We start from the raw sequence: 22362 nt of genomic DNA, 5'->3' as shown, positions 1-22362 counted from the left end.
AACACGATACAGCTGAGTGTCACAAAAGCTATCTGCTATTCAACTGTTGTTGATACCTGTCTTGTTTTTCAGCATTCTCCGCCAACATTGAAAAATCTTTTACTGACCAGTAATGCTGCGGGGAAGGTAAGTTTTTCATGCTCTTTGTTGGCCATAACTGAAATTCAGCCAGTTTCTCCAGTGAAAAATGCTGATAGGAATTTGGTAACGAGAGGCGTAAAGCAGATTTTTCCTTGCCGAAAGGCATTAATGGATAACGATTATCCTGAGTTTCATAATCCCTGCGCAATACCAGAAACTTTTGCGGAATACGCTGGTAACTGTTCCACCATAAACCATCAACCTTATCAAACATCCTCTTTGTGCCTGACCTGTCGTAAGCTCCCAGCTCATTTAAGGCAATTGGCAGGATATTCGCAATCGCAGCAGAAAAGTGACTCACAGAAGATGCCTGACCTTGCAGAATAAGCGTCAGAGCCAGTCTCGCACCCAATAAATTAGAGTAGAGATCTTCCGGGGAAAAGGCCGAAATCGCCTCTGAAAAGCCGGGAACAGACTGATAACCGTACCATTGGGCAATCTCATGCCAGGCGGCTAACTGAAATGCCAGCTTTGCAGCCAGATACGCACTCAGAGTATAGCGTTCTGCTGGATCTGTAGGCGGGATAAATGCAAAAAAGTGAATCTTACGAGCCGCAAGCTCATCATCCAAAGACAGTGTCCATTCCCGACCAAGGTGAGCATAAATCTGGCTAAAAAGATAAAGCGTATAGTCCGCAGTATCCCTGACATGGGAAATATCAATGAATCCGCCTTTCTCGGTATACAGCAAGCCGATTTTTTCATTGCTGACACCTAATAACGCCGCGCTTGCACCAAGAACGCTATCGTTATAGTGATGTTCTCCCAATTTTTCTGCTTCAACAATGTTATCAACATGATAGAGAGGTATAGAAAATCCTAATGTATTCACTTTAAGATCATAACCGAATGCACAACATGCCCTTAAACCTTCAGGAGATTTAACAGGAGGCAGGGCTAGCCAGTCCGTTTTTGCCTGTTCATGTGTCGTACTTTTGAGCATTGGCTCGACAGTTGTAACCGGTACTGATTTGTTTTGGCAGGCTGTCAGCAGAAAGCTTAACAGTAGTGTGACCAAATACTTCAAAATGCTTCTCCAACCTGAAAATAAAACCCGGTACTGCCTTTTCCAATACCAAAATCCAACCTGACATTCATACGTGGCTTAAACTCAAAACGATAACCGACGCCAATTGAAGGAAGCCAGTGTCGCTCTCCCAACGTTGACGGAGTATCACTTAACGTTCCCATTCCAACCCAGCCCACAACGCCGTGACGCCAGTCCAGCTTATGTCTCAGTTCCAATTGAGTTGTGAAAATATTTTTGTCGCGGTAACGCCCTTCATAATAACCTCGCATACGCAGACTATTCCCCAACAGGGATAGCTGGTTCCACGGCACTTCACCGGCACTAAAACGCGCGTAGTTATCGAAAGCGAGTACCGTTTTTTCAGATAGCTGGTGATAAGTCGAAAACTGTAACTGTGTCGTAGAGAAACGATAGTCTGCTCCTAATTCAGGAGAGAAATAGGTGTAAATCAGCTCAATCGCCTGACCATACTGCGGATTGGGCAGGAAATCCCGGCTATCATAACTAAAGTATGCACTTACACCAGAACTGATAACCGAAGCCCCGCCAACAGACTGTTCAAAATATTTTTTCGCCTGAGCATCAGTATCACCGGCATTGACGGAGGAAAAATTTACACCCAGCCCCATATAAGTGGCATCAGCAACGCGGTAAAGCACTCGGGGACGAATATCAAATTCACGCGAACGATAACTTTGTTTATTACTGTTATCCTTTCCCGCGCTGTAACCTTTTCCCCAATAATAGGTAGGTATGTTATTGAGGGTGCCAGAAACAAATAACCGCCACTGGTCACTGGCAAGAAAGTTATAATTAGTGAAATTGAGGCCAAAAGCGCCGGTGGATGAGCCAAACCCACTGAGCCCCAGTGAAGAATTCTGACTAATATCGTCGTGACTGTCAGGGCGATAAAGCCCGACTACAGCCACACCAAGCCCTACGCCCATTTCCGGTGTATAAAAAGGGCCTGGCAATACACCCCAGTCAATTTTCTTGCTGGCGTCAAACTGATTATCTCCACCTAACTCACTGAGCCAGCCGTCAATTTTTTTGCGGTCAGGCAGGATATCTGCATGAGCAGCTGAGGTAGTCAAAATAAGAAGGCTGGATATCACCAGCCTTTTGATAGTCGTAAAGCGCAACATTAAAAACGAAACTCGCCGGAAATATAGAAGCTGTTTCGGTTACCAAAACCAACTTCTGATAATAGATTGAAATTACGGGTGACCTCAAAACGAGCGCCAACTGTACTATTCCATTTATGGGCAAGGTGTTGTTTGACATCGAACCCCATATCGGGGTCACTTTCGGAAAACATCTCAACTACTTTACCTAAATTTCCAGTTATATTTAGGTTCGCAACTTTCCCCTTAAAACGTTGGGTAATATCCTGATACATAGCACCCGTCCAAACTTGAACTTTAGTATTACCTTGCCTTGTAAATAGTGGACTGAATACGAATTCGTAACCAATCCTAGGTGTTATTACAAAAGCTTTTATATCTCCATCTAAAATATCCAAGTTCGTTTTTGTATAGTTTACATCTAGAGTTGTAAAAAACTGCTTATAGCCACCAGCTATCGTAGTACCTACACCATAAGTATTGCCTTTAAAATCTAATGTAAAAGGTATATTTTGGAACATTTCAGGCAAAAGATGCCCACCAAATTTTATGCCTTCAATATTAGTGGAAGATGAACCTTTTGTTTTCCCATAAAGACCATAAACATTTAAAAATGGCAGTACCCATGAATCCAGTTTAAGCATATGTGACTCACTGCGACTACGGGTATTTCCTGCAAGCACTTCTAAAGCCTCTGCGGTATCAGGATTTTCAGGCATAACAAACCCGATTTTATCCACAATCACATTCTGGCGCAGGTTCATATAACCATAACTGACCCCGAATGGTTCAGGAAGATCATAGCCTTTGGCTCGGGCTTCATCCCCCCAAATCGGCAAAATGCGGGACTCTGATTTAGCGGAATGGGACAAACTACCATCGCTATTAGTTTGCTGTACACCAGACTCAGTCATCGTCAATGAAAAAAGTGGGCGCTCACTGTCTGCATAACTATATGAAGTTACAAGGCAGAATGCAGTTGCTAACAATTTGCTATAGTTAGTTAAGGTCATAATAAACTCAAAGGAAAAATGGAGGACTCGGCAGACTAGCATGACCTCTGCCACTTAAAGTTAACCTAAAATGCTTAAAAATGAATAACTAACATGAAATAAATCATTTAGAGTTGATTGTTTTTCATCCTAATTATTTCATGTACTCTCGATAAACTGACTAAATCGGAGTAAATAACCATCAGGATCCTGCACGAGAAACTCGCGCTGACATACAGAAGTCTCGCCGATGCAATAATGATTATCTGTTACTGAGCGATACAATTTAATACCGTTATCCTTCAGACTAACCAGTAAAGAAGCAACATTATCCACTTCAATTTGGAGATTAATCCCACGCCCCAGTGGCTTACTCAACTCTCCGGTATTCCAGCCACTATCATGAAATGCTTCCAGCATGAGTTGTGCTTCCCCCAAACTCAGATAAGCAAAATCAGGATCCTCCCTTCTTATCAATACGTTAAAACCCAATATGCGCTGATAAAAGTCAAGAGAAAGCGAAAAATCCGTAACCGTCAGTTCAGGAACCATTCGGTTCCAATAGGTTATATTAGTCGTTGTATTCATATCTATCCGGTTTATTCTGATTTCCTATCTACGAAAACATTATGACAGCTTATGAATAAATAGAGCATCTATGGAATGTGAGTTAGCCAGAGTTTTTTGCTAAAAATCGTATTATCATGACGTCCAAATGTGTTAAAAACACACCCTATTAATCTGTACCCCCAATATTGATTACACCGCATTGAAAATGAAGAAAAAACGCCCAGTTTTACAAGATGTTGCAGATCTCGTCGGTGTCACAAAGATGACAGTCAGCCGTTTCTTACGCAATCCCAATCAAGTTTCCGAACCGCTGGGAAAGCGGATTGCGGCAGCGCTGGATCAACTGGGTTACATTCCTAATCGTGTGCCGGATATTCTCTCCAACTCCACCAGCCGAACAATCGGTGTTTTGCTGCCTTCACTGACTAATCAGGTATTTGCTGAAGTGATCCGTGGTATTGAACATATGACAGACCGTCATGGTTATCAGACTATGCTCGCACACTACGGTTACTCTGCACAGAAAGAAGAAGAACGCCTGCTTTCCCTGCTTTCCTATAATATTGACGGTCTGATACTGGCTGAACGAACGCATACGCCTAAGACACTGAAAGTACTGGAAACTACTGGCATTCCTGTCGTCGAATTAATGGACAGTGTCTCACCCTGCCTTGATGTCGCTGTCGGTATCGATAATTTTGAAGCTGCACGCCAGATGACGGAATCCATGCTCGGACGTGGATGCCGGAGTATCGTCTATCTCGGTGCCCGACAGGATGAAAGGACACTGATACGCCTACAGGGCTATGAAGTGGCAATGCGCAGCGCCGGTCTACAACCAAAGAAAATGATGACTACGGCGAGTTCATCCTACTCATTAGGCGCCCAGCTTTTACAGGAAACCTGCCTGAAATACCCTGATGTCGATGGGCTATTTTGTACCAATGACGATATCGCGATTGGTGCTATCTTTGAATGTCAGCGTCAGGGGATCAACGTACCGGAAGATATCTCTGTCGCCGGTTTTCACGGGCATGATGTTGGTCAGGTAATGACACCAAAACTTGCCAGTGTATTGACTCCCCGTGACCAAATGGGACGCAAGGCAGCAGAAGCATTACTCGCTCGTCTGAAAGGTGAAAAACTGGAACAAACCCTGATTGATGTTGGGTTTACACTTTCATTAGGCGAAAGTGTTTAATTTTTGTAGCTTAATATGATGCTTTCCCACCTTCAATTGCGATAAGCCTCACATTTTCCTTTTTTGCCAATCTTGATTGATTGCTCACCATCCTTTGCTACTGATAATGTTGCTGATAGATAGTTACCGGTAACATTGCACAGGTAATATTTCACAGAGAAAATTTTGCAGATCAGTCACAGGGATAGCCAAGTGGCAAAATCTGCATAAAGGAGTTTTATATGAGCGATACCCAGCGACCAAACCACGTTTTTATATTGATGGGGGTATCCGGCAGCGGTAAATCTGCCGTTGCCAATGGTGTTGCCCGTGAACTGGGTGCCGCTTTTTTAGATGGTGATTTTCTTCATCCCCGCGCCAATATTCAGAAAATGGCTGAAGGTCATGCCCTAAATGATGATGATCGTCAACCGTGGCTGGAAGCTCTCAACGATGCCATTTTTGCCATGCAGCGTACTAATAGCGTTTCTTTGCTGGTGTGCTCAGCTCTGAAAAAACACTACCGGGATATCCTGCGTAGCGGCAATAAAAATCTGTCCTTTTTGTATATGCAGGGGAATTTTGAATTAATTGAAAGCCGCCTGAAAGCTCGTAAAGGGCACTTTTTCAAACCGCAGATGCTTATCTCACAATTTGAGACACTGGAAGAGCCAACAATTGATGAAAAAGATGTTCATTTCATTGATATCAAACCGAGTCTTGACGAAGTAATTAAAAATACAATTACAACAATTGAACGTATTACTGAGGGGCATTCATGAGTACATTAACGTTGGTACTGACAGCCGTCGGTTCTGTTCTTCTGTTACTGTTTTTAGTAATGAAGGCCAGAATGCACGCCTTTATCGCCTTAATGCTGGTTTCAATGGGAGCCGGCATGTTTTCCGGTATGCCATTAGAAAAAATTACTCAAACGATGCAAAACGGCATGTCCGGCACACTGGGCTTCCTTGCTGTCGTTGTTGCGCTCGGTGCAATGTTTGGAAAGATCCTGCATGAAACGGGCGCATTGGATCAGATTGCCGTGAAATTACTGGGTAGTTTCGGTGAAAAACGGGCTAATTATGCGGTAGGTGTTGCGGGGCTTATCTGTGCATTACCCTTGTTTTTTGATGTGGCAGTCGTATTGTTGATAGGTGTGGTTTTTGCTGTTGCACGCCGGACTGGCGGTAATGTAGTAAAACTGGCGATCCCTCTGTTTGCGGGTGTTGCCGCTGCGGCGGCATTTTTGGTACCGGGCCCGGCGCCAATGATGCTGGCTTCCCAAATGGGTGCGGATTTTGGCTGGATGATCCTGATTGGCCTGAGTGCAGCAATTCCCGGCATGTTACTGGCTGGCCCGATATACGGTAATTTCATCAGTAAACATGTCACACTGGATTTACCCGAAGATCTGAGTACTCCAAGCATTGGCAAGAGCCAGATGCCTTCCTTTACTTTAAGTCTGGCATTGGTACTGTTCCCGCTGGTATTAGTCGGTTTGAAAACTATCGCCGCCCGTTTTGTTGATCAACAATCAACCCTGTATCAGTGGCTGGAATTTATCGGACATCCGTTTACTGCGATTTTAATTGCCTGTTTGGTGGCTATTTATGGTCTGGCAATCCGTCGTGGTATGAGTAAAGAAAAGGTGATGGAAGTGTGTTCTGCGGCACTCCAGCCAGCGGGAATTATCCTATTGGTGACTGGTGCGGGCGGAGTCTTCAAACAGGTGCTGGTTGATTCCGGTGTAGGCCCTGCATTAGGTAACGCATTAGTTGGAGCGGGTCTGCCAATCGCTCTGGCCTGTTTTATTCTGGCGGGAGCTGTACGTGTGATTCAGGGTTCTGCCACTGTTGCCTGCCTGACCACTGTAGGCTTAGTGCTGCCTGTTATCGGTGAATTAGGTTATTCCGGTGCACAAATGGCAGCACTATCCGTCTGTATCGCAGGGGGGTCTCTGATCCTCAGCCATGTCAACGACTCCGGTTTCTGGTTGTTCGGCAAATTTACCGGAGCAACTGAAGGACAAACCTTAAAAACCTGGACGATCATGGAAACTATTTTAGGCACTACCGGAGCCATTATCGGTATGATCTATTTCGCCTTGCTGTAATAAATTAACGGCACATTATCTGATGGATAAGGTGCCGTTATTTCAACGTATTCCCATAAAGGTCTCAACTGGAACGTTGAAGAATTTAGAAAACCCTTTTACCTGTTCGAGTGTCATCGCTCTTTTTCCATGAATAATCTCTGAAATAACACTCTGAGTCGCAATCTCACGTAAATCTATCTGCTTTAATTTTCTCTCTTTGATAAAAAATGAGAGGGCTTCTGCCGGGCTTACATGCGGAACTTTAATGTTCTGCTTTTCATACTCATACACCCGATCAGTTATCAATTCAGCCAATTGAGCTGAAATATCTTTGACATCATTAGAGTATGAGTACAACTCATCGATAATCTCCATTCTTGCTTTAAGATCTTCATCATTTTCGATAGGCTCCATACAAGCAGAGAATAATAAAGAAACGGAACTAAGTTGATCAGATATTGCCCGTAATATAACAGGTAAATTTTTAAGGAGTTCCTCAGTTCCTGCTGAATTGAGTAATACTTTTCTCATCATTCACCTTTTCGATTTAGTCTGGCTTTTCCACCACTTATCGTACTCAGCGTGTGAACAAACATCTTTGACGTACAAAGAGCCAGAATGAGGGTTAAGCCATGCAATGATGCGACATTTATTTTTATGTACATCAAAGATATAAATATCAAGAGGCCCCTTCTTACTCCCTTTCTCCAATAATTCATGTGATATACGGTCAACATTCCATCCAGAAGCATTTTTCCAGACATTCAAAATCTGACTGTATGACTCAAAACGTAAAGATGATTTGTCAAACACATCCAGCCACAGTTTTAAACCGACTTTCCACTGAGCATGTTTTAACATTGCATCCGTTATGGTTTTAACCGAGATAACTCGCATGCCTGATTCTCATGGTATCGCAATATGCGATATTTGCCAAAAACCCATCGTAAATAGAATGACGTTTGCTCACATCATGTTGCAATATGAAGAGTTTTTGAGGATACCACTCAAGGTAAGCAGAAAATATATTGGTTCAATTAAGTTACAATAAAGCAGGCAAGCCATTCCAGCCCTCTTGCCCTCACCACCGATTTACTCCCCAATTAAATCAATAAACTGCTTATAAAGCCCTTCCGCACTACGTTCATAACCCGCAGCAGAAAGGTGGATATAATCAGGACGCGCAAGGCCCTGTTGCTCCCAGTTGCGAATTGAGCATGTTCCTCCCATAAATGCCTGCCAGTTCCAGAACAACGTATGTTGTTTGCTGGCGACTTCCTCCTGAATCCGAATAACATCTCTAAGCAAGGCAGGTTGCTGCTCTTCACAGCCTATTGCATGTTTGTTTTTCAAAGAATCATTCGGGCCAATCAGCAGGATCACCGCGTCTGGTATAACACTGCGGATCTTCTGTATTTTCGCGGTCAGTTCCTGACGATAGCCATCAAGATCTAAACCATCATTAAAAGCCTCATTTGTGCCATAGGCGAGAATAACTAAATCCGGCTTCAATTGTGCCAGAGTATTAATCCATTCCGGCTGCCATTTATTCAGCATATTAATAGTCGCGCCATTAATCCCGAGTGCAGATAACATCACCCCGCTATTCTGGCGATTTATCAGCCAGCCACCCATTTTTAACTGAGCATCATGTGCAGAGAGCTTAAGCGGAAAAAAAACAGGGTTATCCGGTGAAAAACGCCATTCACTTTGTGTCGCAGGTAACCGCCATAAAGGAGAAGATTGCGGCTGCAAATAAGTTTCATCATGAGACTGATAAAGAACACGCATTCGATACTTGTGATTGTCAGGCGGAGATAAATTTATTGTTATTGTGCTGCCAGCATGTTCGGGCGTAGCGATAAACCCACCCAGAGGAAAATCAGCCCTGTCCTCTTTTCGGCTGGAAGAAAGCCACCAGCCCGTCTTATCACCGGAGAATTTAACTCTCGCATTGCGTTGCCCCGGAACAGTCATCGGGCTGACAAAACCTGGCCCCGCATCGCCATAGCGTTGCTGAAATAAATCCCGTAGTTTACCTGTGAAAAAATCAGCAGCAGTATGGGAGTCCCCTAATTGTACGATATGCAGCGTCTGGGAATGGCTGTGGCGCAATTTATCAGCCAACAATGCGAGATTAGGCTCAGAAAAGTCCACTAGCTGATTCTGATAATTTATCTGCGTTACCTGAGATTCCGATGGAGGTAGAGGCTTTTTTTCATGGCATGATAATAAGCCCATAGAAAGCAAGAGGATTAAACCTGCACCCATTAACCGGTAAAACCTATGGAACTGTCTGAATGGCTGCATTTTCCTCAACTGGCTCCTGAATAGCGGTGATTAATGAAAAGATAGAGTCAGCAATGACTTTCTGCCCACTCAAACTAAAGTGAATACCATCACCACTTCTGAGTTTGATTGTACTGCTGCCATCACCAATATAATCTGAGTAATTTTCTGACTGATATTTGAACATATCATTGACGGAAACATAAATCTCACCCATTTTTGCCACTTCTGCCTGATACAATTTACTGAGGTAAGCCATATTGCCGGAAAGCTTTTTCTGGCGCATGTTAGGTGGCCCGATCCAGATAACATCAACATTATGCTCACGGGCATCATTAAGAATGACTTCGATCCTCTGGCGATAAACACTTTCCCAACTTTCACTCGCAAATTTCAGGTAACTTTCTCCGGGTTTTGCTGGAATACCCCACGGATCATTTGGCCCTAAAAACACAATAACCAGCCTGATATCCGGATCCTGATTTAACGCATTGCGGATCGCTTTCGGCCAGTCAAAGAAGCCAGAATAGGTCAGCCCGGTATTTTGTCTGCTCAAATTGATACCGGAAATACCATATTCCTGATAAAGACGGCGTTTCAGATGTGGAGCCACTCCTTGCATCATCGAATCCCCGGCAAAAAGTACCTTATCCCTGCTTCCTAACCTGACCTCCGTTTTCTGAATAATCTCAACCGGACGGTTGGTCTTTTGATTATTGACCAATAAAGGTGATGACGGGATTTTAATATCCTTCCTTAATAAATCAGGAAACTTTAAATAACGATTCTCTACCGGATAAATATAGCCCTGCAAAAAATGTAACCCAACCTGAAATTCAGGCAATAACGCGGGGGAAGATCCGCTATTATCACGAGATTGCTGTGATTTCTCCTGATGATGACCGCCTGCATGTGCTATAAACGTTTCACCAGCCGCAACAACCCCTTGCTGTATATTATTTCCCAAATCCCATAGCGGCTCACCTTTCAGGGCAGTCCACGGGCTATTGCGGTGATATTTCTGCTGCCAGAAATTATCCAGTGAACTTTGATTCAGCCAGATTAACAGCAGTGTGGTCAAAAAAACGATGAAAATAACCCGTCCGACATTCTTAAATGTAGATGTAAATTCAGAAGTTAGCATAGATAAACCCAGGCATTCCGGAAGGTGACAACATAAATACCAATGTGAGAACCAGTGCCAGAGGAACCGGATAATATAGCCATGAAATATGCCGGGAATTTCTTTCCATTGAATTTCTGATCTTCACCAGTAATGGATAAGCAATAAACAATCCCCAAAAGGTGGCTAGCAAAGCACTACTGGAAAGCAAAGATGCCAAGATATCACCGGAGAAAAGCTGACCCAGTACCGTCAAAGCGTCATTCAGTGTTGGGCTTCGGAAAAACACCCATGCCAGACAAACAAAATGGAATGTCATCATGCGGGATAAAAATAACAAAACAGGGTTTTTAGCTGACGTTTCATGATGTTTTCCTGATGGAGAGAACAGGAAGCGCTTTATATTGTGGAAGATTAGCCCCAGACCGTGAATAGCGCCCCAAAGAATAAAATTTATCCCCACACCATGCCACACTCCAGAGATAACCATCGCAGCAAATAGATTAAAACTTTTGCGGATAGCTCCCTTTTTATTTCCTCCCAGAGGAATATAAACATAGTCACGAATAAAGGTGGACAGGCTGATATGCCAGCGACGCCAAAACACCTGTAGGTTCTCAGCCAGATAAGGGGCATTAAAATTCTGCGGTACTCTGAAGCCGAGTAATAACGCTATCCCTGTTACCAAATCGGTATAACCGGAAAAGTTAAAATAGATATTCCATGCATAAGCATAAATCGCTACCAAAACCTGACCAGCATGATAACCAGCCGGATCCTCAAATACCGGATTAACGAAATTTTCAGTCAGTGTTGCGCTGAGCAGAAATAGCTTTCCAACAGCCAGCCCAATCAAAAGCACGGCTTTCAGGGGTTCCAGAATGATTCTGGATGATGCCTGAATCTGTGGTAGAAAATCTTTGGCCCGATTTATCGGCCCTGCTACAAGGCTTGGGAAAAAGCAAAGATATAGGATAACGTCTGGTAATGAGGCGGGTGAAATTTCTTTCTTACAGACAGAAACTACATAACTGACTGAGTGAAAAGCATAAAATGACAACCCTAACGGTAATAACAGTTCAAGAACCGGTAGCTCTACATTAAGACCTATACTACCTAATGCCTGTTGTATTGCCTCCTGAAAGAAAGAATAGTATTTAAATGCAGTAAAACAGCCAAGGATACCCAATGTCAGTAAAGTAAATATAATTTTATGAGATAAATACCGACTGAGAATATTGGCTAAAAAGTAAATAAACAGAGTGTAGATGAATAGAACATAAACAAAATTTGCTGAAAAAGAGAATATAAATAAATAACTAACTAAAATTAACAATCCATTTTGTAGTCTGGGGGCTTTCTGTAACAGCCAGTAAACACAGAGCAGAATAACAAATGCTCCAAGAAACTCAAAAGAAAAGAAGTTCATATTAGGCTCTAGCTAACCATTTATCATTGTAGGAAAAACACAATCCCGATCCCCTCTATGTTATGGAATTTGTTTATATTTACAATAGATAATACATCGATTTCTTTTTTATTATCTATATACCGTTTCCTCTGGAATGTACTCCAAAATCTATTAACTGAAGATGTCGTAATAAAAATAATCCGCAGCGTAATTAATACGGTGCGGATTATTTGATGAATTACCATATTACTTGCCTTATTGGCTATAACTATCGTATTCCAGTACCTGTGAAATCAATTCCTTATTTCCATCAAATACCCGGTGTAAATAACGATTATAGACAGCACCTAATTCAGAATAACCATGCAAATGATCGATAAGTTTGCTGGTATTCAGCGGCTTCTGCTCTGTTCGTTGTCTGGCCCGTGAAATACGCAGTGACTCATAAGCACGGTGCGTATTCATATTTTTCATATAGGCAATGACCGAATCTTCAATCGTATTATAGACGGAATAGCCTTTGACTTTCCCTTTGGAATGACCACATGAGCTACAACGCATTCCAAACAGGTTATTGTTTTTCTGCGCAAGTTCTGATGTTCCCCAACCAGATTCTGCTGCGGCCTGAGTAGCAACAAAATGGGTTGGAATGATGTCAACTCTACTGATTAACTTCTGCCAGTTGGTGTGTTGTGGTGAGGTACAAGTCATTTTGTAATCAGAACAGATCCTTTGCAACCTCCTGATATCCTGTGCAGACCATTTAGAAGTATGATGGTGTGACAGAACCCATTTACGGTCTCGCATAATCTGTTGATTATGCTTATCAATTACAGGGACAACAAGGTTCAAAAACGCTTTCTTTCTGGGCACGCCAGAAGGGTATTTTCGCAAATCAGGCAAATGATGTTTGATGCCACTGTGAGAATACTCTTCCATTTTTGAGCTATTTTTTGAAGCACTGCTCAAACCAGTAAAGACTAAAGAGAGAAAGAAAGCGAAGACCGCAGTTGTCCTCATCATTCGAGAGGGCATTTGCTTCTCCTCGTTTTATTACTCTGGGTGAAAAACACACGAATATTAACAAAGCAATTAACCTATAGCTATCTTTATTCGTGATTCGCACAAACTATTTACGTAACGAATATTAGCACGTTACTGATAATAATCTATATTTTTCACTCAACATAGTAAATAAGTGTAATAATTATTGGATTTTTATCCCGAAATAACACTTGTTAATACATTCATTTTACACCTAAAAATAGGAAACTCATGTTCAGCAAAACATTATCAACCCATTTATTTTAAATAAAAAAATCACCCTCCAACCACGTTCAATCGATTGATAAAACATTAGCGATACAACATGAATTATCAGATATGATTTTATCTATTTTTCATTATCTATTTTGCTGGTTAGTTATATTTAAACAATAAAGTTAAATAAATAATGGGGCCATTTTAAATCAATTGATTTAATATAACCTCACCCACAATTATCCTATCAAGAATAATTAAAGCTCATTCTTTCATTATAATTAAATACATTCTCAAGTAAAAAACACATTACTAATATTGGTAAAATACTATTTTCTTTAGTTGTCGATATATTTTTTTAAACCAATTAAAATGATATCAATTGGAAAATAATTAGGGAGCCCAGGCTCCCTAATTGGATATGATAAGAAATCAACGGAAAACTACAACCACTTGGCACCCCCGCCATGACGAGAGCATGCACCTTTGCGTGATTTGCTCTTACTATATGTTCCGTCTTTACAAAGTGCGGTATTCACCGCTTTTGTTGAAGTCGCTTTCCTTTTCTTTGTTGATTTCTTACTATTCTTCTGCACTTGCTTTTCTAATGAACCGGTTTTATTTTTTACCGATTTTATACTTTTTTCCACGGGTATCACAGGCTTAGAAACAGGTTCTGTTGGTACTGCTGGCGCTGCAAATACTGCACTTGAAAACAACACCAGTAATGCCGCAACTGATAACTTCAAGTTCTTCATATATAAATCCTCTGGTTAGAAGTACTTTAACCCGAAATCAACTCTTGCAGTTTGGAGTATAGCTTTGAATGATGCGATTACAAACTTAACATAAATAATGGTTACAACTTAATAGACTATGAAAACATTTATTCAACGTAAGGAAGAAATAAAAAATCAAGTTTAATTATATAGTAATCCAATGCCTTTTTCTGACTGGAAAAGCAAAGATGATTGATTCATTAATTTATAAAAAAACAATGGCTATTTAAAATTTATTAAAATCAAATAAATTCATTTATTTTCTTAAAATAAGAAAAAAATAAAATGACCATGAATTCACAATTTCATATGAAATTTGTCCTTCAATTAATTATTAAAAATCATCAAATATTGATTTTTATTTGAATGAATATGTTAAAGAATAATTAAAGATGTTTCTCTGGTAATTAAGGCTGGTCAAAACCAGCCTTTAAATCTTCGCTAATATCAGGCCTTAAACGTAAGCCATGGCCTGACTCTTGCCACTGATTTAATTAATCCAGCTTGTTCCTGAACTTCGATGACAGGTGTAATGGGTTTATAAGCAGAAGGTGCCTCTTCCCGTAAACGCTCACTTTTCAGAGTAATGCACTGCCACGGCAAGCCACGATTTTCTTGTGGTTTTAGAGCCTTACTACGCATCTCCTGACGGCGTACTGAACGACCGGCACCATGCGAGCATGACCATAACCAGTCAGAATGACCTTTTCCCATGACGAGATAAGAATAATCCCCCATTGAACCGGGAATTAATGCCAATTCTCCGGCTCGTGCCGGAGTTGCACCTTTACGGTGAAGGTTCATTCCCTGTTCAGGGAAAATAATATTATGTGAGAGATCGACAAGCAGACGGCTTTTATCCTGTTCGAATACCTTTTGCCATTTCGAACGTACTAATTCAGTTAACACAATACGATTCGCCCACGCATAACGTGCAGCAACTCCCATCGCCAATAAGTATTCCTGAGCATGCTCCGCCGTCAGACCAAACAGACCGGAAGCCGGATATTTTTCTGTCGCAGGCCAAAGTGCCTTCGCTTTATCAGACCAGCGCTGACCAACATAGAACCCAACATCCCGTGAGCCGGTATGGATCATTATCAATATATCACCCTCGCGCAGACCAGCAGCATAAGCCGCATGTCTGTCGAAAATAGTATCCACGATCTGCAACTCAACAAAGTGATTGCCAGAACCAACAGTTCCCAGACTAGCGGGCCGGATAATTTCCCGCTGTTCAAAAAACGCTTCTGGAGCATATCGACTATGAGCTTTTACTGCATGTGTACTCAATACTGCGCTTAATTCAGCATACATCCGGCTGAAATCAGCCTGCTGCCAAATTCCTTGTCGGGGTAATTCCTGCAACCACGCAGACAATCCCTCATCAAATAAGGCACCAAATGATTGCGGAGTAACAGGGACATTGCGTTGATCCAGTAGTAAGACGTTTTTTAGCTGCTGAACCAATGCTTCTTTCTGGCTGTTTGCTTCTTCATAGCTCAACCCGGTTGTCAGTAGACGCATACCACAATTAATATCCGTACCAATTGCAGCAGGGATCACTAAATCTTCTGTGGTTGCCACAACACTACCAACAGGCGCTGTCGTGCCGGGATGAAAATCTGGCGTTGCTCGAGCCTGACAAACTTTTGCATCACTGCCGGGAACCCTAACCGCAGCTAAATCAAGCAATTGCTGTACAGCTTTTTCTTCCAGTGGCAAAGATTCCGGTAACAGGACTTTGGCTTCTACCTGATTTTGATTGAAATGATAGGTATTGTTTTCGTAATAAGTTTCAATTCCCTGACGGGAAAGACGTTTTTGTAAACGATTTAATGTAGACATGTAAGCTACCCAGAAAAACAAAAAGTCGCTTCTTCCGTTTTGAGTGGGAAGAAGTCTTGTTTTTCCTGCAGCAGCATAATTCAGGAAGGTTTGAGCCGGGTATACTAGTTGTAGAAATTCAGGATGTAAAGAGGATTCATTAATCTAATTGTTAAATTTTAAGCCTTGCTTAATTGAACTCGTCTCTGTTTTGCTCATCTGACTGCGACCTATCAACTCAACCATAAAATCAGGTGTAGAATTTTCATCATCAACCCAACTGTCCCAATGATCTTTATTTTGGCATCTCAATTTGAATACCTCTTTTTATAACATTAATACTTGGATTCACATATTAAAAAAGGGAGTCAAATGCTCCCTTCTAGCTAAATTTAATACTGAATTACTGGCCTGCTTTCAGTTTCTGGAAATAGTCTTCATACAGGACATTGGCATTACCAACATCACTCTGCCATTCCCCTTTCTGGATCACCGCTTCATCAGGATACAGTGACTTATCCCCTGATACAGAAGCTGGCAACAATTTTTTCGCAGCCAGATTTGGTGTCGGATAACCGATGGTTTCTGCAACTTGGGCCGCAATCTCTGGACGCAGCAGGAAGTCAATCAGCTTCATCGCACCTTCGACATTTTTGGCATTTGCCGGAATAGCCAGACTATCCATCCAGAAAATTCCGCCTTCTTTCGGCCAGATAATATCGATAGGCGTTCCCGCCTGACGGGCAACATAAGCAGAACCTGTCCACATCATGCCGACATCAACTTCACCTTCCATAAATGGATTAGCAGGGTTATCTGAATTGAATGCCAGTACATTTGGCATCAGCTTTCTCAGTTCCTGATACGCCGCCTCAATTTCTTTCGGATCAGTCGTATTGCCGGAATACCCCAGCTTCAGCAACGCCATCTGAAAGACTTCACGGGCATCATCCGTCAATACCAAACTGTTTTTGTACTCAGGCTTCCAGAACTCAGCCCAAGAAGTCAGCGTTTTTGGATCGATATTATCGCTGTTAACACCAATCGCTGTCGCACCCCAAATATAAGGAATGGAATATTCGTTTTTCGGGTCAAATGACTTATGCAGTAGATTAGGATCAAGATTATGGAAATTCTTGAGCTTACTGGTATCGATTTTTTGCAGCATCCCTTCTTTGCTCATCTTGGAGACAAAGTAAGTGGAGGGCACAACCAAATCATAAGCGCCGTCTTTATAAGTTTTCAGCTTAGTGTACATGCTCTCATTGGATTCATAGGTGGAATAAATCACCTTGATTCCGGTTTCTTTAGTGAACTGGTTGAGCAAACCAGGCGGAACGTATTCAGTCCAGTTGTAAAAATAAAGTGTCTTGCCATCATTCTCGGCAGCAGCATTTACCGAACCAATGCTTAATGCCATCATCCCGGCGGCTAACAGATAGAACCACTTTTTCATGCTGTTTTTCATGTAGTGTTTCCCCGCAGTTGATGCGTTATTATCGCGTCATTCCCATATACAGCAGGCTCGATATAAACCTACCCCAAAAAACGGCTATTATAAAAGCGCCCTTACATGGGGTAAAGCCACTTATTCCTTACCAAATTAAGGTTTAGGAAAGAAATGCTGATTAATTGAGAGAAAAATAATGTTATTGATAAAGTGAAAGCGTAGCCAACGTGTGACTACGCTAAAAACAATCCTAAGACTTACCCGTGCGATCACGCATCACAAATTGGCTAATCAGTACCAACACCAGTGACAAAGCCAACAAAATAGCAGCTAATGCATTCACTTCCGGTGAAACGCCTACTTTCACCATTGAGTAAATCTTAAGTGGCAGAATTTCATAACTCGGCCCTGTCACAAATGAAGAAACAACCACATCATCCATGGACAGAGTAAAGCTCAGTAACCATCCCGCCATAACTGCTGGCATCGCCAGTGGCAGGATAATCTTACGCAGAATCGTTAATTCACTTGCCCCCAAATCACGGGCAGCTTCCAGCATTTTGACATCAAAATCTTTCAGGCGGGAATAGACTGTCACTACCACAAACGGCAGGCAAAAAGTGATGTGCGAAAACAACAGTGACCAGAAGCCCAGTGAAACGCCCAGTAACATAAACAGCACCAGCAGCGAAATCGCCATCACAATATCCGGTGACATCATCACAACAAACAGCATCCCACTGACAAATTTTTTGCCACGGAACGAATAACGATACAGCGCAACTGCCGTTAATGAACCAATCAATGTAGCAAATGTTGCGGAGACGACAGCCATTGTCAGGGAGTGCCCCGCAGCTTGCAGCAGACTGTCGTTATTGAATAGCAGACTGTACCATTCGGTTGTAAAACCCTGCCAGTTGATACCAAAGCGTGATTTGTTAAACGAACTTACCAGCAGAATGATAATCGGGATATACAGGTAAGCGTAAACGATGGTCATGAAGCCACCGCGCAACAGGCGTCCGATCATTCCAGCTCCACCTTCTTGTTCAGCAGCTTAGCCGCACGATAGTAGACCCACAACATAATGCCCATTACCAACGTCAGACAAATACTGGTTGCCGCACCAAACGGCCAGTCCCGAATATTGAGGAACTGACTTTTAATGACGTTACCAATCAGCAGGTTTTTCGCACCACCCATCAAATCAGATACATAGAACAGCCCCATTGCCGGCAGCAGAACTAAAAGACAACCAGCAACAATACCCGGCATCGTCAGTGGGATGATGATACGGATAAAAGTCTGCAACTTCCCTGCACCCAAATCGCGAGCGGCTTCCAGACAGGGTTTATCCAGCTTTTCAATACTCGAATAAAGAGGCATCACCATAAATGGCAACAGAATATAAACCAGACCTAACACCACTGCTTCCGGGGTATACATCAGGCGCAGCGGTTTCTCAATAATCCCTGTCCACAACAGAAAATCATTCATGTAGCCACGGGTGCTGAGGAACATCTTCAATCCATAAATACGGATTAGCGAGTTTGTCCAGAATGGCAGAATAAGCAGAAACAGCATCAGCGGACGCAGTTTTTTCGGCATCCGCGCCAGAAAAAAGGCAAACGGATAGCCGATAACCAGACAACACAGCGTTGCAATCACCGCCATATTCAGCGAGTGTATTAACACTTCTGCATATAGTGGGTCGAACAGGCGGCTATAGTTGTCCAGAGAGAATACCATCTGTACCAGATTGGCATCATCACGCGTCAGAAAGCTGGTGCCGATAATCATCAGATTCGGCAGAAAGACAAACATCATCAGCCAGGATACGATGCCTGTAATGACGATGTTCTGGAATAGTTTACGCGACTTCTTCATCGACCAGCACAACCTCCCAGCTTTCTACCCAAGTGACTGCGATCTTCTGGTTCAGGGAATGGTCAACATCCGGATCATCTTCGTTAAAGAATTCACTTACCATCACCATTTTGCCGTTTTCCATTTCGACCACGGAATCCAGCGTCATTCCCTTGTAGTTACGTTCGCGAACATAACCAATCAGGCCCGATACCTGCTCACCATTATTGATCTCTTCTACCCGCAGATCTTCCGGGCGCAACAGCACCTTCAATATTTGTCCGGCGGTTACTGGCAGAGCGGTGAAAATATCACATTCGTGGCCTTCCACATCAGCACGTATCCGCTGATCATCAATACGGTGTAATACTTTGGCGTCAAAGATATTAATTTCGCCGATAAAGCGGGCAACAAACAGATTTTTCGGCTCTTCGTAGATCTCGCGCGGAGAACCATCCTGTTCGATACGCCCATCGCGCATAACCACGATACGGTCAGACATGACCAGCGCTTCTTCCTGATCATGCGTGACGAAAATAAAAGTAATACCGAGTTTACGCTGGAGCGCTTTCAGCTCATTCTGCATCTGCTTACGCAGCTTATAATCGAGTGCTGACAGTGACTCATCCAGCAGCAGAACTTTGGGTTTATTCACAACCGCACGGGCTATCGCCACACGTTGCTGTTGACCACCGGAAAGCTGTGCAGGCTTACGTTGAGCAAACTCTTCAAGCTGCACCATACGCAATGCTTCTTCAACACGCGGAGCAATCTCTTTTTCCGGTGTTTTCTGCATACGCAGTCCAAAGGCAACGTTTTCAAATACGGTCATATGAGGGAACAGGGCATAACTTTGGAAAACCGTATTAACATGACGGTTCTCGGCCGGGATATCAGTAATATCCAGCCCTTCCAATAAAATTTTGCCGCTATCAGCATCTTCCAGCCCGGCGATCAGACGAAGTACTGTGGTTTTACCACAACCGGATGGACCAAGGATGGTCAGAAACTCGCCATCATTGATTGTCAGATCGAGCTGTGAAATAACTTGCTTGCCGTCGAAGCCTTTACTTAAGGACTTTAATTCAACGAGTGGTATCAGAGAGGTATTCTCAGTCATTTATGTTATCATCTATCCCTTGGAATAATGCAGATAGAACCGCCACGGGAAAAGACTGTGTCAGCTAACAGGAAGCATTATTTCTCCGCTGAAGCTCAAAGCCAGTGGCGCCGGTTGAAATTACGAAGCGCGCATAATAAACGCAGTACGCCGAAATTGAAAGCCGAAATATGGCAATATGCTATTTTTTATTAACATTTCATGTATGTTCGCATTTCAGGCCATTTTGAACCGGATTTCTCCAGTCTGTAACACGCTTTTATTGACTATTTTTCAGTCAGAAAAGACAGTACACCGCCTTTCTTTCCAATACAACATACTCAAACCTTTTTCAGACCAAGAATTCACATTCATAAATAGAATATTTCTTTGATAAGATAATTTATTAATCTATTCATATGATTTTTTATTATTCTAATAATGAACTTTATAATCATTTAATTTAACTGAAATTAAAATAATTAAGATCGCTATCACTCTTTCAGGAAATAATATAAAACGTTACTTTACACATTAACTATTTAACGATACTTTCCTGACAATACAGGTGATTAGCAAATATTACCTGAATAATAAAAAATCAATAAACAACTAGTTAATAATTATGAAAAATAGTTACTAATAAAAATCACATTATATCAATTGCTATACTATTTCCTAGCGTTAGGATTAATGTAACTTCAACGTAGAAAAATAAAACCATCCATCTACTTAATAAAAATAACGTGAATTTATTCAACGTCGGTTTTCACCCCTAAAAAACTGAATCGTTTCAATCAATTTTATACACAATGGATTTCAAGATGCATCGCGGCGGCAAGGGAGTTCATCTCCGGGAGCATAGATAACCGTATTTTTATAAAAACGGTGACTGGGGTGAGCGAGCGCAGCCAACAAAGAGGCAGCTTGAAAGACGAAGTGTATATAGGGAGGTAAAATGTTTCACCTAACATTGCAAAATATCCATCTGGCAGCACATGCTGACAATAAAGAAGATGCAATTCAGCAGGCTGCCGATGTTTTAACCACCGCCGGATATGTCAGTAAAGAGTATGTTGATGGGATGCTGGAGCGTGAAACACAGTCTTCAACCTATCTGGGTAACGGTATTGCTATCCCGCATGGTACTCATGCCACACTTGGCAACGTACTTCATACGGGTGTACAAGTGATGCAATTCCCAGATGGTGTTGACTGGGGTGATAACCAGACTGCCTACATCGTTATCGGCATTGCAGCAAAATCTGACGAGCATCTGAAGCTGCTACATCAGTTACTCCCGATTCTCAGTGATGAAAATCGAGCCAGACAGATGGCAAAAACCACCTCGGCAGATGAACTCTACCGATTACTCATGAACCCACAACCGCCCTATCTATTGGATGCCTCTACAATCACACTGGATATTGACGCCAGAGATCTGGAAACCTTGCAGGCGCTGAACCTCGCTCGCCTGCAAAAAACCAGCTCGGTGAATGCCGCATTTATTGCCGATATCCTCGCTAGATCTCCCATACATCTGGGGCAAGGGATCTGGTTGAGTGACAGTTCACAGGGTAGCTTACGTAATGCCGTTGCCATCGCCCGTCCAAAAGCTTCCTTCAGTATTAATACAGATAATCTTGATGAAAAACCGGTCAGTTTGCTCATCACCATTGTCTATGCCGACGATCAGCTCCATAGCCTGCTAACTAATCTAAACAACCTGATCCAGCAAGGAAAAGGGGAGCAACTGCAACGGGCTCAGGATCATGCAGCGCTCATTACATTACTGACCACTAAGGCCGCACAACAAGCTGCATCACAAACAAAAAATACCCTGACCGCAGATTTTATCCTGCCCAATGAACACGGGCTACATACCCGTCCCAGTGCACTGTTGGTTAATACCATCAAACAATTCAGCAGCCGCATTACCATCATCCATCTGGATGGAGACACCATTCCCGTTGATGGCCGCAAACTGATGTTGGTTGCCGGTTTAGGTATTAAACGGGGAGACCGTATCCGTTTTACTGCTTCCGGCCCGGATGCCAAAGAGGCTCTGGACGCCATCAAAAATCTTATCAACAACAATCTGGGTGAAGATATCGCATGAACAA

The 22362-nt window shown here is 42.5% G+C and carries 20 protein-coding genes; 4 read left to right on the top strand and 16 right to left on the bottom strand.

The window, feature by feature from the left end:
- Nucleotides 1-28: 28 nt before the first annotated feature.
- From AACS90_RS01675 to AACS90_RS01660, 4 genes are all read right to left on the bottom strand, one after another.
- Nucleotides 29-1171 carry a DUF4056 domain-containing protein gene (locus AACS90_RS01675; RefSeq protein WP_193757109.1) on the bottom strand — a complete coding sequence of 381 codons (1143 nt, stop codon included), beginning with the start codon at nucleotides 1169-1171 and terminating at the stop codon, nucleotides 29-31.
- Entirely contained in the window at nucleotides 1165-2316 is a 1152-nt protein-coding gene (locus tag AACS90_RS01670) for a BamA/TamA family outer membrane protein (protein WP_099120094.1), read from the bottom strand. The genes AACS90_RS01675 and AACS90_RS01670 overlap by 7 nt, the downstream gene beginning before the upstream one ends.
- Nucleotides 2316-3308, bottom strand: coding sequence for a hypothetical protein (locus AACS90_RS01665; protein WP_099120093.1), 993 nt, complete (start codon nucleotides 3306-3308; stop codon nucleotides 2316-2318). The genes AACS90_RS01670 and AACS90_RS01665 overlap by 1 nt, the downstream gene beginning before the upstream one ends.
- Nucleotides 3309-3446: 138 nt before the next feature.
- Nucleotides 3447-3875: a bleomycin resistance protein gene (locus AACS90_RS01660; RefSeq protein WP_099120092.1), complete on the bottom strand. Its 429-nt coding sequence runs from the start codon at nucleotides 3873-3875 to the stop codon at nucleotides 3447-3449.
- A 187-nt stretch (nucleotides 3876-4062) separates the two neighbouring features.
- On the opposite strand from AACS90_RS01660, the gene gntR reads away from it, so the two are divergent.
- From gntR to gntU, 3 genes are all read left to right on the top strand, one after another.
- Complete coding sequence (gntR, locus tag AACS90_RS01655) at nucleotides 4063-5058, top strand: gluconate operon transcriptional repressor GntR (protein ID WP_099120091.1); 996 nt, start codon at nucleotides 4063-4065, stop codon at nucleotides 5056-5058.
- Between the two features lie 221 nt (nucleotides 5059-5279).
- Nucleotides 5280-5819 (top strand): gluconokinase, encoded by a 540-nt coding sequence (gene gntK, locus AACS90_RS01650; protein WP_099120090.1) that lies wholly within the window; start codon nucleotides 5280-5282, stop codon nucleotides 5817-5819.
- A complete protein-coding gene (gene gntU / locus AACS90_RS01645; RefSeq protein ID WP_099120089.1) occupies nucleotides 5816-7153 on the top strand; it encodes a gluconate transporter in 1338 nt (445 codons plus the stop codon). Before gntK ends, gntU begins: the two co-directional genes overlap by 4 nt.
- Nucleotides 7154-7195: 42 nt before the next feature.
- Here the strand turns inward: gntU and AACS90_RS01640 are convergent, their stop codons facing one another.
- From AACS90_RS01640 to potA, 12 genes are all read right to left on the bottom strand, one after another.
- Nucleotides 7196-7669, bottom strand: coding sequence for a helix-turn-helix domain-containing protein (locus AACS90_RS01640; protein ID WP_193757100.1), 474 nt, complete (start codon nucleotides 7667-7669; stop codon nucleotides 7196-7198).
- Nucleotides 7670-8032: a type II toxin-antitoxin system HigB family toxin gene (locus AACS90_RS01635; protein ID WP_193757099.1), complete on the bottom strand. Its 363-nt coding sequence runs from the start codon at nucleotides 8030-8032 to the stop codon at nucleotides 7670-7672. It abuts the gene before it with no gap.
- Between the two features lie 195 nt (nucleotides 8033-8227).
- On the bottom strand, nucleotides 8228-9445 hold the full coding sequence (locus tag AACS90_RS01630) for an SGNH/GDSL hydrolase family protein (protein ID WP_099120087.1): 1218 nt from the start codon (nucleotides 9443-9445) through the stop codon (nucleotides 8228-8230).
- Nucleotides 9420-10568: an SGNH/GDSL hydrolase family protein gene (locus AACS90_RS01625; RefSeq protein WP_099120086.1), complete on the bottom strand. Its 1149-nt coding sequence runs from the start codon at nucleotides 10566-10568 to the stop codon at nucleotides 9420-9422. The genes AACS90_RS01630 and AACS90_RS01625 overlap by 26 nt, the downstream gene beginning before the upstream one ends.
- On the bottom strand, nucleotides 10555-11976 hold the full coding sequence (locus AACS90_RS01620) for an MBOAT family O-acyltransferase (protein ID WP_099120200.1): 1422 nt from the start codon (nucleotides 11974-11976) through the stop codon (nucleotides 10555-10557). The genes AACS90_RS01625 and AACS90_RS01620 overlap by 14 nt, the downstream gene beginning before the upstream one ends.
- A gap of 237 nt (nucleotides 11977-12213) precedes the next feature.
- Nucleotides 12214-12993: a protein bax gene (locus AACS90_RS01615; protein ID WP_099120084.1), complete on the bottom strand. Its 780-nt coding sequence runs from the start codon at nucleotides 12991-12993 to the stop codon at nucleotides 12214-12216.
- A gap of 668 nt (nucleotides 12994-13661) precedes the next feature.
- Nucleotides 13662-13976: a DUF3761 domain-containing protein gene (locus AACS90_RS01610; protein WP_099120083.1), complete on the bottom strand. Its 315-nt coding sequence runs from the start codon at nucleotides 13974-13976 to the stop codon at nucleotides 13662-13664.
- A gap of 468 nt (nucleotides 13977-14444) precedes the next feature.
- A complete protein-coding gene (locus AACS90_RS01605; protein ID WP_099120082.1) occupies nucleotides 14445-15845 on the bottom strand; it encodes an RtcB family protein in 1401 nt (466 codons plus the stop codon).
- A 382-nt stretch (nucleotides 15846-16227) separates the two neighbouring features.
- Nucleotides 16228-17280, bottom strand: a complete 1053-nt coding sequence (gene potD / locus AACS90_RS01600; RefSeq protein WP_099120081.1) for a spermidine/putrescine ABC transporter substrate-binding protein PotD — start codon at nucleotides 17278-17280, stop codon at nucleotides 16228-16230.
- Nucleotides 17281-17524: 244 nt separating this feature from the next.
- The gene (potC, locus tag AACS90_RS01595; RefSeq protein WP_099109013.1) at nucleotides 17525-18304 is read right to left on the bottom strand and encodes a spermidine/putrescine ABC transporter permease PotC; all 780 of its coding nucleotides are present in this window, start codon (nucleotides 18302-18304) and stop codon (nucleotides 17525-17527) included.
- The gene (potB, locus tag AACS90_RS01590; RefSeq protein ID WP_099120080.1) at nucleotides 18301-19161 is read right to left on the bottom strand and encodes a spermidine/putrescine ABC transporter permease PotB; all 861 of its coding nucleotides are present in this window, start codon (nucleotides 19159-19161) and stop codon (nucleotides 18301-18303) included. Before potB ends, potC begins: the two co-directional genes overlap by 4 nt.
- Nucleotides 19145-20260, bottom strand: a complete 1116-nt coding sequence (gene potA / locus AACS90_RS01585; RefSeq protein WP_099109015.1) for a spermidine/putrescine ABC transporter ATP-binding protein PotA — start codon at nucleotides 20258-20260, stop codon at nucleotides 19145-19147. Before potA ends, potB begins: the two co-directional genes overlap by 17 nt.
- A gap of 937 nt (nucleotides 20261-21197) precedes the next feature.
- Between potA and fruB the strand changes: the two genes are divergently transcribed.
- Complete coding sequence (fruB, locus tag AACS90_RS01580; RefSeq protein ID WP_099120079.1) at nucleotides 21198-22358, top strand: fused PTS fructose transporter subunit IIA/HPr protein; 1161 nt, start codon at nucleotides 21198-21200, stop codon at nucleotides 22356-22358.
- Nucleotides 22359-22362 lie beyond the last annotated feature (4 nt).

The sequence above is a fragment of the Xenorhabdus sp. KK7.4 genome (assembly GCF_963876465.1).
GTDB lineage: Bacteria > Pseudomonadota > Gammaproteobacteria > Enterobacterales > Enterobacteriaceae > Xenorhabdus > Xenorhabdus stockiae.
Note: the sequence above shows the minus strand (reverse complement) of the source record. Positions and strands in the feature narration are given on the sequence as shown.